Source organism: Pseudomonas sp. LB3P58, from assembly GCF_054897895.1.
Map to the genome: position 1 here is coordinate 5,198,956 of NZ_JBUBVE010000001.1, position 13,443 is coordinate 5,212,398.

Here is a 13,443-nt window from a genome sequence, read left to right on the forward strand (position 1 = left end):
AAGGCACAACCCGAAGGGCCGGGCCTGCTGTTGCGCAGGGCTGCGTTGCTCGGAGCTTATTTGGAATGACCAAACAACGCTCCTCGCGCCTTGCCCTGCGCAACAGCAGACCCGGCGCGGCAGTGGAAATAATCGATGGCACGCCCTGCCCTGACTGCCAAATGACCACGACAAACCGTTAGCGGAACGGCGGCTCGTCGAAGCTGCGCAGTTTACGCGAGTGCAGCGAGTTGAGTTCGGTGCGCAACAGATCCACCGCCTCGATCCCGATCTTCAAGTGCTGGCTGACCGCACGCTCATAGAAGGCGTTGGCCGAACCCGGCAACTTGATTTCGCTGTGCAACGGTTTGTCCGAAACACAGAGCAACGTGCCGTACGGAACCCGCAGGCGATAACCTTGCGCCGCGATGGTGCCGCTTTCCATGTCCACCGCCACGGCGCGAGACAGGTTGATCAGCGGACGTTCCTGAGCCCAGCGCAGTTCCCAGTTACGGTCGTCGTAGGTCAGCACGGTGCCGGTACGCAGGCGTTTTTTCAGTTCGTCGCCCTTCTCACCGGTGATATTGGCCGCCGCTTGCTGCAACGCCATCTGCACTTCGGCCAGCGCCGGAATCGGAATATTCGGCGGCACGACCCGATCGAGAATCCCGTCGCGGCGCATGTAAGCGTGCGCCAGCACGTAATCGCCAATGGTCTGCGACTGACGCAAACCGCCACAGTGGCCGATCATCAGCCAGCAATGCGGACGTAGCACCGCCAGGTGGTCGGTGATGTTCTTGGCGTTGGACGGGCCGACGCCAATGTTCACCAGGGTCACGCCGTGGCCGTCGCTGGCGATCAGGTGATAGGCCGGCATCTGATAGCGGTGCCAAACCACACCGGCGGCAATCGCCGAGGCTTCGCCGTGGTCCATGCTCTTTTCAATGATCACGTTGCCCGGCAAGACCATGCGCACGAAACGCGGATCGCTGCGCAACTGTTCCAGGCCATGAACGATGAACTGGTCGACGTAACGGTGATAGTTGGTCAGCAGAATCCACGGTTGCACATGACGCCAGTCGCTGCCGGTGTAATGCACCAGGCGGCGCAGGGAGAAATCCACCCGCGCGGCGTCGAACAAGGCCAGCGGCAGCGGGTCGGTATTTTCCCAATCGTACAAACCGTCGGCGATGCCATCGGTCGCGGCAGACAAATCCGTACTCGGGAACACTCGCGCCAGCGTGGCAGCGGTGACGCCGGAGCCGGCCAGTTCTTCGCCCTGCTCAACCACGTACGGATAAGGAATATTCTGCTGGCTGATGCCCACTTCCACCGTCACGGTGAAGTCGTGCATCAACGGCACCAGCTGTTCCAGCAGGTATTTACGGAAGGCAGCGGGATGAGTGACGGTGACGCTGTAAGTCCCCGGCAGTTGAACCTTGGCGTAGGCCCGAGTGGTCTGTGGGACTTCGCCCTGGCAAAGGTAGGTCAGACGCAGTTCGGGATAACGAAACATCGCACGCTGTTCGGCGTCCGGTTCGACTCGATCCTTGAGGTATCGCTTGAGCGCCTGGTTCAGCGCGGTGGTTGCACGATTGTGCAAGAGCGCAAGCCGGTCCACGGCTTGCTCGGCGGTTTGAACGACAATAAAAGCTTCGGTCACGATCAGCATCCTGTGTTCTGACTTGCAGGCCTTCATCTTGCCTGTATCGTCGCTTCACGGGAACAGCGGTTGCTACACAAATGCCAAGTCCACCGCAGATCAAATGTGGGAGCGAGCTTGCTCGCGATGACTGACTAACAGTCGACAGAGATGTCGACTGTTATGCCGCTATCGCGAGCAAGCTCGCTCCCACAGGGGTTTTGTGTCGTTCACAAAAGCGGAGTTGAGCGGGCGACAATCGCTTCCACATCCAGCCCACGTGGCAACGCGCCATACACCCGACCGGCCGAACCCAGGCGGCTGGCGATGAAGGCATCACTGACGGCGCCGTTGCCGGCCTCCAGCAACAGCTTGGCCTGAAGGCCCAAGGCGATGTCTTCGGTGAGCTGGCGGGCGCGGTATTGAATGTCGCTGGTGTCTTTGAACGCTGCCTGCAATTGAGTGATGTGTGCGGCCAGGCGCTTGTCGCCATGACCATCGCCCAACTCGCTGAACAGTACGTCGAGCACACCCGGCTCCTTCGACAACGCTCGCAGTACGTCGAGGCATTGCACGTTGCCGGAACCTTCCCACGTCGAATTGACCGGCGCCTCACGGTACAACCGCGGCAGGATGCTGTCTTCGACATAACCGGCGCCGCCCATGCATTCGGCAGCTTCGTTGATCATTCCGGGCGCGCGTTTGCAGATCCAGTACTTGCCCACCGCCGTGACCAGCCGGGCGAATTTGGCTTCATGCTCATCATCCAGATGATCCAGCGCCCGGCCCATGCGCAGGCTCAAGGCCAGGGCGGCTTCGCTTTCCAGGGCCAGGTCGGCCAGTACGTTTTGCATCAAGGGTTGTTCGCTGAGCAATTTGCCACCGACCTTGCGGTGAGCGCAGTGGTGGCTCGCTTGGGTCAGGGCCTGGCGCATCAGCGAACTGGAACCGACCATGCAATCGAAGCGGGTCATGGCGACCATTTCAATGATGGTCGGAACGCCCCGTCCCTCCTCGCCGACCATCCACGCCAGCGCACCACGGAACTCCACTTCGCTGGAAGCGTTGGAGCAATTGCCGAGTTTGTTCTTCAGGCGCTGTATGTAGAACTGATTGCGCGTGTCGTCCGGGCGATGGCGCGGCAGCAGGAAGCAGGTCAAACCCTTGTCAGTCTGGGCCAGGGTGAGGAAGGCATCGCACATCGGTGCCGAACAGAACCATTTGTGGCCCACCAGCTCATACGCCTGGCCCGGACCACTGGCACCGACCGGAAAAGCCTTGGTGGTGTTGGCCCGCACGTCGGTGCCGCCCTGTTTCTCGGTCATCGCCATGCCGATGGTGACCCCGGCCTTGTGGGCCATGCCGACGTTGCGCGGGTCGTATTCGGTAGAGAGGATTTTCGGCAGCCATTGCTCTGCCAGATCCGCTTGCAGGCGCATCGCCGGGACGCTGGCGAAGGTCATGGTCAGCGGGCAACCACTACCGGCTTCGGCCTGGCTGTGCAGGTAGGTCATGGAGGCGCGGGCGACGTGGGCGCCGGACTGCGGATGCGCCCAAGGCAACGAGGTCAGACCGTGCTCGACCGCGGTGCGCATCAACTCGTGATACGCCGGGTGAAATTCCACCAGGTCGATGCGATGGCCGTAACGGTCATGGCTGCTGAAAACCGGCTTGTTCTGATTGGCCAGGAACCCGGCTTCCATCAGCGGCCCGCCGGCCAGTGCGCCGTAAGCGTCGATCCGCGACTCGGCCCACCCGGCCCCGAAACGCCGCGACCACTCCTGCAACGGCAGGTCGATGCGATACAGGTTGGCGCCGTCCAGCGACGGTGGCTGATTGGTGACTTCGTGGGTTTCGGCGAACTGATGCAGGTTCATGACGAGGCTCCTTTGGTCAGCCAAGGGACTTCAGTTAAGCACCGCCCCCCGGCTGAACAAAGTGTCATATCTGCCTAACTGTCGGCGCTTTCGCCTTGTCTTGGACACAGCACCCGGCGATAGAGCGCTGCCTGCAGGTCCTCGAATTTCACCGGTTTGCTCAGGTAATCGATCAAGGCACCGGTCGGGCAGCGTTCCCGATCAATACTCATGGCAATCACGAATACCGGCAGTTCGGCGCAGCCCGGCAACGCGCGGATCTGGCAACAGAGGGACGTGCCACCCAGAGATGGAAGCTGGCAATCGAGCAATACCGCATCGAAGGTTTCGCGCTGCAAGTGATCGATCGCGGCAGCCCCGTTGTCGGCGGTGCGCACCCGGAAGCCCAGCTTGAGCAACATGCCGCGCATCACCAACTGATTGATGCTGTTGTCATCAACCAGTAGGACAGTGCAGTCCTGAGGCAGCCGCAGGCGAGGAAATTCCCGGGTCATCAAGGGCACTGACGGCCGCTCCACCACGGGCAGCTCGAACTCGACGTCGAGCTGGAAGCGGCTGCCACGACCAGGTTCGGAGCGGTGAGTCAGTTTTCCACCGAGCAATTCGACCAGTTGCCGACAGATTGCCAGGCCAACGCCCAGACCGCCGTATTCACGGGTCATCGAGCCATCGAGCTGGAAGAACCGCTGATACAGCGTCGCCTCCCCCAGATCGGTGAAGCCGATGCCGGTGTCGATCACCGCAAAGGACAGCGCCAGTCGGTCGGGCGCCACGGGTTTGCCCGTCACCCGCAGCGCCAGTCCGCCGATCCGCGTGAACTTGATCGCGTTATCCAGCAAGCATTCCAGGCATTGCGCCAACTTGTCGCTGTCGCCGTGCAAGCGATCCGGCAGCCCCGGCGTGACCTCGACCTTGAAGTCCAGCGACTTGCTCAACGCGTTGCCCTCGAACTGCAGGCGCAAAGCCTCGACCACCCCGCGCAAACTGAAAACGGCCGGATAGGTCTTGAGTTTGCCGGCCTGCAACTCGGTCAGGGTGAGGATGCCGTTGACCATGCGCATCATGTCTCGCGCGGAACCGGCGGCCGTTTGCTGATATTGCTCCAGCTCCGGGTCCATCTCGACGGTCTGCATCAGCTCAAGCGAACCGATCACACCGTTCATGGGCGTGCGCAGTTCGTGGGTCAGGGTGGCGAGGAATTCGTCTTTGAGCTTGTTACTGCGAGCCAGTTGCTGGTTCAGCACTTCAAGCGTTTGACCGGCATCGAACAGGGTCTGCGCCTGTTGCTCGCGCATGGCATTAATGCGATCGGCCAGCGCCAGGGACAACAGCGCCACCTCTATCGCCGAGCCGATCTGGCTGGAATACATGGTCAGGAACACGTTTGGCAGGTAACCCAGCACCATCAGGGTGTTGACGATGCCGCCGAGTAAAAACGCCGACCAGGCAATAATGAAATAACGCGCCACTCGCAGGCCACGCAGCCAGGCGAAAATCCCCGCGGCAAAAATCACTACAGTGAAGATCAGTGCCAGCGCCGTCGCCAGGCGCAGGGCCAGGGCGTAACTGGTCATCAACGACAACCCGACCACCACCGCGCTAAACGCAATCAACGCCAGCAGCAAGCGGTCGAGCCAACGACTGTGGGTCGCCGTCTGCAAGAAGCCGCGGGCGAACTGGCTGCCGAACAGGCCTGCGCAACCGATGAAAAACGGCGTCGCTGCGTTCGCCCACCAGGGATTGTTCGGCCAGAAATATTCCACCGCCGCGCCATTCACTGACAGCTGATACAAGCCGAACGAGGCGATATAGAAGATGTAATAGAGGTAGCTGGTATCGCGCACGCTGAGATAGATGAACAGGTTGTACACCAGCATCCCCAGCAACACGCCGTAGATCAGCCCCAGCACATAGAGTCGGATCGGTTGCTCTTCCAGGTAGGCAGTGCTCGACCACAGGGTGACCGGCGCCTGGATCGATCCTTCACTCTGCAGGCGCAGGTACAGGGTTTGCGCTTGATCAGGGGTGAAGTTCAGATCGAACAAATAGTTGTTCTGGCGAATTTCGCGACTGTCGAACGGCAAGGCATCGCCGGTCTGACGTGCCAGTTGATAGCCACCGGCCGCATCGGGCAAATAGAGATCAAGGTGATCAAGGGGTGGATAGGCCAGTTCCAGCAACCAGGTGCGTTGAGCCGCAGGGTTGGTCGGGCGGTAATGCAGGTCGATTTTCAGCCAGAACACTGAACGCGAGTAACCGGCGTTGAGGGTGGCTTTGTCGTGGGTTTTGAAGTTTCCGGCCGCGGCTTGTGCACGGACATCGGCGATGGTCGCCTGACCGCCCGCGTCTTCGAACACTTGCAAGGTTCGGCCCAAGGGAAGGCTTTGAGTGAATTCGTCGAATTCGACTGCACTCGCCATGAGGGGCAAGCACAACAGCAACATCAGCAAATAGCGCATTTAAGCCCCAGCGTGGCCTGTCCGGTTATCTCAGGAAGCCCCTCATTCCTTTTGAGTAGACGTAAAACCGGTATTACCTGTTATTGGTTTGGATCCACTCTAGCATAGCCGTTGGTGGCCATTGAACACCATTGAAATTTTTCCTACAAAGGCTCTAGCACGGGCGTTCCAGCTCGATGTATTGAGATAGAGCTGTTTCGCCGGTCAGATTGTGACAATGGCCTGAAGGCGCACGCATTTTCTCGTCACAAGGCCAATGGGTCGGCACCCGAAAAAAGATGTTTGGTGGTAAGCTCGCGCACCATGAATATCTACAGCTCTCGCCCCGTTGTCCTCTGTCTCTCCGGCCACGACCCAAGTGGTGGCGCCGGCTTGCAGGCAGATATCGAAGCCCTGCTCGCTCAGGGTTGTCATGCGGCCCCGGCCGTCACCGCCCTGACCGTGCAAGACACGGTCAACGTCACTGACTTCCGCGTCCTCGACCGTGAGTGGGTGTTGGCCCAGGCCAATGCCGTGCTCAACGACTCGACGGTCGCGGCGGTGAAACTGGGCATGCTCGGTTCCCTGGAAATGGTCGACACCGTGGTCGAACTGTTGTCGGCGCACCCGCATTTGCCGGTGGTCTGCGACCCGGTGCTGCGTGCCGGTGGCGGCGGACGCCTGGGCAAGGACGAAGTCGGCTACGCCATGCGCGAGCGCCTGCTGCCCCTGTCGATCATCGCCACCCCAAACCTTCCCGAAGCCCGCATCCTCGCCGAACTGCCCGAAGGCACCGCGGACGAGTGCGCCGAAAAACTCCTGCCATTCGTCAAACACCTGCTGATCACCGGCGGCCATGGCGATGAACACGAAATCCACAATCGCCTGTACAGCCGCGACGGTCACCGCGAAACCTTCACCTGCCAGCGCTTGCCCGGCAGTTATCACGGCTCCGGTTGCACGTTGGCCAGTGCGCTGGCCGGTCGTCTGGCCCTCGGTGAAAATCTCGCCAGTGCCGTGCAGACCGCGCTTAACTACACGTGGCGCACCCTGCGTGATGCGGAGCAGTTGGGCAAAGGCCAGTTCGTGCCGCGCCGCCTGCCGCTGGATTTCTGTTCGTAACTGTCCATGCGTAAAGCAAAAAGGATTGCCCGATGAAGCTACGTGGCCTGTACGCCATTACCGATAGCCAACTGTTGGCAGGTAAATTTCTTTCGTACGTGGAGGCGGCGCTGGAAGGCGGCGTCACCCTGCTGCAATACCGCGACAAGAGCAGCGACGAGGCCCGCCGTCTGCGCGAGGCCGAAGCCTTGCGCGATCTGTGCGAACGCTACAAGACCCAGTTGATCATCAACGACGATGCCGAACTCGCTGCACGCCTGAACGTCGGCGTGCACCTGGGACAGACCGACGGCCCGCTGATGCCGGTTCGGGCACTGCTCGGTCGCCAGGCAATCATCGGTTCGACCTGCCACGCGCAACTCGAACTCGCCGAGCAAGCAGCGAAGGAAGGCGCCAGTTACGTCGCCTTCGGTCGTTTCTTCAACTCCAACACCAAACCCGGCGCACCGACTTGCAGCCTCGAATTGCTCGACCAGGCCCGCAGCAAACTGCACCTGCCGATCTGCGCGATTGGCGGCATCACCCTGGAGAACGCCGCGCCACTGGTGGCCCACGGGGTCGATCTGCTGGCGGTGGTCCATGGCTTGTTTGGCGCCGAGAGCACGGCTGAAGTGACACGCCGGGCCCGCGCATTCAACGCCCTGCTTTCTATTTAAGTAGCTTAAAAATCTGATTTGAGAGCCCGATCATGTCTCGTTCCGAAACGCTGTTTGCCAATGCCCAGAAACACATTCCCGGTGGCGTGAACTCGCCTGTTCGCGCGTTCAAAAGCGTTGGCGGCACGCCGTTGTTCTTCAAGCACGCCGAAGGCGCCTACGTCACCGACGAAGACAACAAGCGTTATGTGGATTACGTCGGTTCCTGGGGGCCGATGATTCTCGGCCACAGCCACCCGGATGTGCTGGACGCCGTGCGCAAACAGCTTGAGCACGGACTGTCCTACGGCGCGCCGACCGAGATGGAAACCCAGATGGCTGATCTGGTCTGCTCGATCGTGCCGTCGATGGAAATGGTGCGCATGGTCAGCTCCGGCACCGAAGCCACCATGAGCGCTATCCGTCTGGCCCGTGGTTTCACCGGCCGCGACAGCATCATCAAGTTCGAAGGCTGCTACCACGGTCACTCCGACAGCCTGCTGGTCAAGGCCGGCTCCGGCGCCCTGACCCAAGGCGTGCCGAGCTCGGCCGGTGTGCCGGCGGCCTTCGCCAAACACACCCTGACCCTGCCGTTCAACGACATCGACGCCGTCGAAACCATGCTCGCCGAAGTCGGCCAGGACGTGGCGTGCATCATCGTCGAGCCCGTGGCCGGCAACATGAACTGCGTACCGCCGGCGCCAGGTTTCCTCGAAGGCCTTCGCACCCTGTGCGACAAGCATGGCGTGGTGCTGATTTTCGACGAAGTGATGACTGGTTTCCGTGTCGCCCTTGGTGGCGCACAAGCCCACTACGGCGTGACGCCAGACCTGACCACCTTCGGCAAAATCATCGGTGGCGGCATGCCGGTTGGCTGCTTCGGCGGCAAGCGCGAAATCATGTCGCACATCGCACCATTGGGTCCGGTCTATCAGGCGGGCACCTTGTCGGGTAACCCGCTGGCCATGGCTGCGGGCCTGACGACCCTGCGCCTGATCAGCCGTCCCGGCTTCCACGCAGAGTTGACGGCCTACACCAGTCGCCTGCTCGATGGCCTGCAACAGCGCGCCGATGCGGCGGGTATTCCGTTCGTGACCACACAGGCCGGCGGCATGTTCGGTCTGTACTTCAGCGGCGCCGACGACATCGTGACCTTCGATGACGTGATGGCCAGCGACGCCGCCCTGTTCGGGCGCTTCTTCCACCTGATGCTCGAAGGCGGCGTGTACCTGGCGCCGAGCGCCTTCGAAGCCGGCTTCACCTCGATCGCCCACGGCGAAACCGAGCTGAAACTGACGCTGGATGCCGCCGAACGTGCATTTGCTGCATTGAAATAACGCTGTGCCGCTGACGTTGGCGGTTGCCAGCGTCAGCTTTCACCTGCATTCCCGCCCTTATTCCTACGCTTCTGCTCAAAATCCCCAGCAAAGTGGGCGATATATTCCCCGCGCAGCAGAAAAACGAGTAAAGACTTTGTAAGGTTGGCCCTGCTTATTTCATAATGCGCGCTTATTGGATCCCTCGACGGGTCCGCGCGCCCTTCAGAGGTAAGTCGATTCCCATGAACCGCACCGGCCGCGCCCTTGCATTGGGCTGCCTGTTGCTCCTTCAGCCCCTGCTCGCGCTCGCACAAGCAGGCGGCAACTCGTTGTTAATCCCAGCGATGGGTCGTTGCACCCTCAATACTCAGCCGCAAGACTTGGCGCAGGCTCTCGCCGCCTGCCAGAAAGCGTCGGATGAAGGGGATGCGCAAGCGCAATACGAGTTGGGTGAGTTCTACTACGACGGCAAAAATACGCCGCGCGACCTCAAAAAAGCCCTGGGCTACTTCGAAAAGGCCTCGCTGCAAGGCCATGCTCAGGCGCAATTCAAACTCGGCACCATGTTCTTCCACGGCGAAGGCGTACCGGCCAATAACGTCCAGGCGTATATCGTGCTGAAAATGGCTGCGGTCAATGGCGCTGAAGAAGCGTTGGACACCGCCGACGAAGTCGCCGAGAAAATGCCCCGCGAAGAACTTGAAGTGGCTACCCAGGTACTGGGGCAAATCTTCCGCAAATACCTGATGGAATTGCAGAGCGCCGATGGGCGTACGCCGTTTTCGCCACTGCCTTGAATTCTGCTTCGATCTTTCTGACCCCTTCGCGAGCAAGCCCGCTCCCACATTTGATCTGCGTCTTACACAAATCAACTGTGGGAGCGGGCTTGCTCGCGAAGGGGGCGACGCGGTCTTAAGTTAAGGCTTACTTCTCAGGCATCGGCATCGGAAACGGCATGACATTGCCGACCGCGCCGCGGGCTTCGCTGATTTTCGGCGTGCCGAGGCGCTCGACCTCGTCGATCCGCACAATCGAATGCATTGGCACAAAGCTGCGCACAACGCCTTCGAACTGAGCCTTGAGCTTTTCTTCGCTCGGATCGACGACCACTTGCGTGCGCTCGCCAAAGACGAACTCTTCCACTTCCAGGAAGCCCCACAGATCACTTTGATAGATCTGCTTGGCATACATTTCGTACACCTGGCCCTGATTGAGGAAAATCACCTTGTAGATTGGAGCTTCACGTTTGGTCATGGTGGGCGAGCAACACATCGGGGATAAAAATGAGGGCGCGAACTATAGCATAGCCACCGGACGCACAGCGGTAGGAACCTTGGGTCATGTTCCCTATAATGCGCGGTTCTTTGAATCACGTGATGACTCTGTCCATGGCCAAGAAGCTTTACATCGAAACCCACGGTTGCCAGATGAACGAGTACGACAGCTCGCGCATGGTCGATCTGCTGGGCGAACATCAGGCCCTGGAAGTCACCGCTCGCGCTGAAGATGCCGACGTGATCCTGCTCAATACCTGCTCGATCCGCGAACGCGCCCAGGACCGGGTGTATTCCCAGCTCGGCCGCTGGCGCGAATTGAAACTGGCCAACCCGGACATGGTGATCGCCGTCGGCGGTTGCGTGGCCAGCCAGGAAGGCGCGGCCATCCGCGATCGAGCACCGTACGTGGACGTGGTCTTCGGCCCGCAGACCCTGCACCGCCTGCCGGAAATGATCGACGCCGCCCGCGCTACCAAACTGCCGCAAGTCGACGTCTCGTTTCCGGAAATCGAAAAATTCGACCACTTGCCCGAGCCGCGCGTCGATGGCCCAAGCGCCTACGTGTCGGTCATGGAAGGCTGCAGCAAGTACTGCACGTTCTGCGTGGTGCCTTACACCCGTGGTGAAGAAGTCAGCCGACCCTTCGATGACGTGATCGCCGAGATCATCCACCTGGCTGAAAACGGCGTGCGCGAAGTGACTCTGCTGGGGCAGAACGTCAATGGCTATCGCGGGACCACTCATGATGGTCGTTTGGCTGATCTCGCCGAACTGATCCGCGTCGTCGCCGCCGTCGATGGCATCGACCGCATCCGCTACACCACCTCACACCCGCTGGAGTTCTCCGACAGCCTGATCCAGGCCCACGCCGACGTACCGGAACTGGTCAAACACCTGCACTTGCCGGTGCAATCGGGCTCGGACCGAATCCTTTCCGCGATGAAGCGCAACCACACCGCGCTGGAATACAAATCCAAACTGCGCAAACTGCGCGCCGCTGTACCGGGGATCTGCATCAGTTCGGACTTCATCGTCGGCTTCCCGGGCGAGACCGAGAAAGACTTTGAACAGACCATGAAGCTGATCGAAGACGTCGGTTTCGACTTCTCCTACTCGTTCGTCTATAGCCAGCGCCCGGGTACTCCGGCTGCCGATCTGGCCGACGAAACGCCGGAAGCGCTGAAAAAAGAACGCCTGAACGCCCTGCAACATCGCCTGAACCAGCAAGGCTTCGAGATCAGCCGACAAATGGTCGGGTCGATCCAGCGGATTTTGGTAACCGATTATTCCAAAAAGGACCCTGGCGAGCTGCAGGGTCGGACCGAGAATAACCGCATCGTCAACTTCCGCTGCGACAATCCGACGTTGATTGGTCAGTTCGCCGATGTGCACATTGATGCTGCTCAGCCGCACTCACTGCGGGGCTCGCTGATCTCGTAACACCGCATATTCCTGTGGGAGCGAGCCTGCTCGCGAAGGCGGTTTGACATTCAATTCATGATTGACTGTCAGGCCGCCTTCGCGAGCAGGCTCGCTCCCACAAGGGACGGTGTTGGACGTTGCTTTATTTAAGACCTTTCGCACCCAGGCCACTGGCGTTATCCTTGATTTCATCTTAATTGCCCCAGGGCGGCTAAATACGACCTTGAACGCACCCATAGAACCACATCGTTTTATCCTCGAGCCTTTTGAAGCTCGCCGCTTCGCCAATCTGTGCGGGCAATTCGACGAGCATCTGCGCTTGATCGAACAGCGCCTGACCATCGAGATCCGCAACCGCGGAAACCAGTTCGAACTGATCGGCGAGCCCAAACACACCACCTCCGCGGAAAACCTCCTGCGCCGCCTGTACCGGGAAACCAAAGGTACCGAGCTGTCGCCGGACATGGTTCACCTGTTCCTGCAGGAATCGGCCGTCGAAGAGCTGGACAACGTCTCCCCCTCCGAACCCTCCGTCGCCCTGCGCACCAAAAAAGGCATGATTCGCCCTCGTGGCTTGAATCAGTTGCGCTACGTGAAGGAAATCCTCGGTAACGACATCAACTTCGGCATCGGCCCGGCCGGTACCGGCAAGACTTATCTGGCCGTTGCCTGCGCGGTAGACGCACTGGAACGCGAGCAGATTCGCCGCATCCTGCTGGTGCGCCCGGCGGTTGAAGCGGGCGAAAAGCTCGGCTTCCTGCCTGGCGACCTGTCGCAGAAGATCGACCCGTACCTGCGCCCGCTCTACGACGCACTCTACGAAATGCTCGGCTTCGAACACGTCGCCAAGCTGATCGAGCGTCAGGTGATCGAAGTTGCGCCGCTGGCCTACATGCGCGGTCGCACCTTGAACAACAGTTTCATCATCCTCGACGAAAGCCAGAACACCACCGTCGAGCAGATGAAGATGTTCCTGACCCGGATCGGCTTTGGCTCCACGGCGGTCATCACCGGTGACATCACCCAGGTCGACCTGCCGAAAGGCACCAAGTCCGGGCTGCACCATGTGATCGAAGTGCTCAAAGACGTACCGGGAATCAGCTTCACCCATTTCATGCCCAAAGACGTCGTGCGCCATCCGCTGGTGCAGCGCATCGTCGAAGCTTACGAGCGCTTCGAGAATCGCGTGGCCGACGAACCGGCGAAGTTCTCGTCCAAGGACAACCGCCACGATGCTTGAGCTTGATCTGCAACTGGCTACCGACGCGCCTGCCCCAAGCGAAGCCGAGTTCCGCCAATGGTGCGAACTGGCCCTGCGCCAGCGCACCGCTGATTCCGAGATGACCATTCGCCTGGTCGATGAAGCCGAAGGTCGTGAGCTCAATCACACCTGGCGGCAAAAGGATTACGCCACTAACGTTCTATCGTTCCCCGCAGACGTTCCCGACGAATTCCTGGATATCCCGTTACTGGGCGATCTGGTGATCTGCGTGGCAGTGGTCGAGCGCGAAGCCGCCGAACAAGGCAAGGCACTCAAGGCCCATTGGGCTCATCTGGTCATTCACGGCTGCTTGCATCTGTTGGGTTACGACCATATAGATGACGATGAAGCCGAAGAAATGGAAGCACTGGAACGAACGTTGCTTGCAGAGTTGGGCTATCCCGACCCGTATGCGGACGACGAAACAGACACATCCCCTATCGTTACAACAAAGGATTCAGAGTAATCGCT

11 protein-coding genes are annotated in these 13,443 nt (G+C 60.1%); 7 read left to right on the forward strand and 4 right to left on the reverse strand.

Going from position 1 to position 13,443, the window contains the following annotated elements:
* Nucleotides 1-178 precede the first annotated feature (178 nt).
* The 3 genes from amn to ACYZTZ_RS24245 form a co-directional block, all read right to left on the reverse strand.
* Entirely contained in the window at nt 179-1,678 is a 1,500-nt protein-coding gene (gene amn, locus ACYZTZ_RS24235) for an AMP nucleosidase (RefSeq protein WP_177338874.1), read from the reverse strand.
* A 173-nt stretch (nt 1,679-1,851) separates the two neighbouring features.
* On the reverse strand, nt 1,852-3,498 hold the full coding sequence (locus tag ACYZTZ_RS24240) for an acyl-CoA dehydrogenase family protein (protein WP_461999932.1): 1,647 nt from the start codon (nt 3,496-3,498) through the stop codon (nt 1,852-1,854).
* Nucleotides 3,499-3,572: 74 nt separating this feature from the next.
* Nucleotides 3,573-5,957 carry a 7TM diverse intracellular signaling domain-containing protein gene (locus ACYZTZ_RS24245; RefSeq protein WP_461999933.1) on the reverse strand — a complete coding sequence of 795 codons (2,385 nt, stop codon included), beginning with the start codon at nt 5,955-5,957 and terminating at the stop codon, nt 3,573-3,575.
* Between the two features lie 303 nt (nt 5,958-6,260).
* On the opposite strand from ACYZTZ_RS24245, the gene ACYZTZ_RS24250 reads away from it, so the two are divergent.
* The 4 genes from ACYZTZ_RS24250 (at nt 6,261) to ACYZTZ_RS24265 (ending at nt 9,809) form a co-directional block, all read left to right on the forward strand.
* The gene (locus ACYZTZ_RS24250) at nt 6,261-7,058 is read left to right on the forward strand and encodes a hydroxymethylpyrimidine/phosphomethylpyrimidine kinase (RefSeq protein ID WP_008152868.1); all 798 of its coding nucleotides are present in this window, start codon (nt 6,261-6,263) and stop codon (nt 7,056-7,058) included.
* Between the two features lie 32 nt (nt 7,059-7,090).
* Nucleotides 7,091-7,714 (forward strand): thiamine phosphate synthase, encoded by a 624-nt coding sequence (gene thiE, locus ACYZTZ_RS24255; protein WP_056744592.1) that lies wholly within the window; start codon nt 7,091-7,093, stop codon nt 7,712-7,714.
* Between the two features lie 32 nt (nt 7,715-7,746).
* Entirely contained in the window at nt 7,747-9,030 is a 1,284-nt protein-coding gene (gene hemL, locus ACYZTZ_RS24260) for a glutamate-1-semialdehyde 2,1-aminomutase (protein WP_150658258.1), read from the forward strand.
* Between the two features lie 224 nt (nt 9,031-9,254).
* Complete coding sequence (locus ACYZTZ_RS24265; protein WP_056744588.1) at nt 9,255-9,809, forward strand: tetratricopeptide repeat protein; 555 nt, start codon at nt 9,255-9,257, stop codon at nt 9,807-9,809.
* A gap of 127 nt (nt 9,810-9,936) precedes the next feature.
* On the opposite strand, the gene ACYZTZ_RS24270 is transcribed toward ACYZTZ_RS24265, so the two are convergent.
* Nucleotides 9,937-10,266, reverse strand: a complete 330-nt coding sequence (locus ACYZTZ_RS24270; RefSeq protein WP_007894425.1) for a DUF1820 family protein — start codon at nt 10,264-10,266, stop codon at nt 9,937-9,939.
* Between the two features lie 134 nt (nt 10,267-10,400).
* Here ACYZTZ_RS24270 and miaB point away from each other — a divergent pair, with 134 nt between their 5' ends.
* The 3 genes from miaB to ybeY all read left to right on the forward strand — a co-directional run bounded on the left by miaB (nt 10,401) and on the right by ybeY (nt 13,438).
* Complete coding sequence (gene miaB / locus ACYZTZ_RS24275; protein WP_046048821.1) at nt 10,401-11,729, forward strand: tRNA (N6-isopentenyl adenosine(37)-C2)-methylthiotransferase MiaB; 1,329 nt, start codon at nt 10,401-10,403, stop codon at nt 11,727-11,729.
* A gap of 205 nt (nt 11,730-11,934) precedes the next feature.
* Nucleotides 11,935-12,951, forward strand: coding sequence for a PhoH family protein (locus ACYZTZ_RS24280; protein WP_033054171.1), 1,017 nt, complete (start codon nt 11,935-11,937; stop codon nt 12,949-12,951).
* Complete coding sequence (ybeY, locus tag ACYZTZ_RS24285; protein ID WP_056744586.1) at nt 12,944-13,438, forward strand: rRNA maturation RNase YbeY; 495 nt, start codon at nt 12,944-12,946, stop codon at nt 13,436-13,438. Before ACYZTZ_RS24280 ends, ybeY begins: the two co-directional genes overlap by 8 nt.
* Nucleotides 13,439-13,443 lie beyond the last annotated feature (5 nt).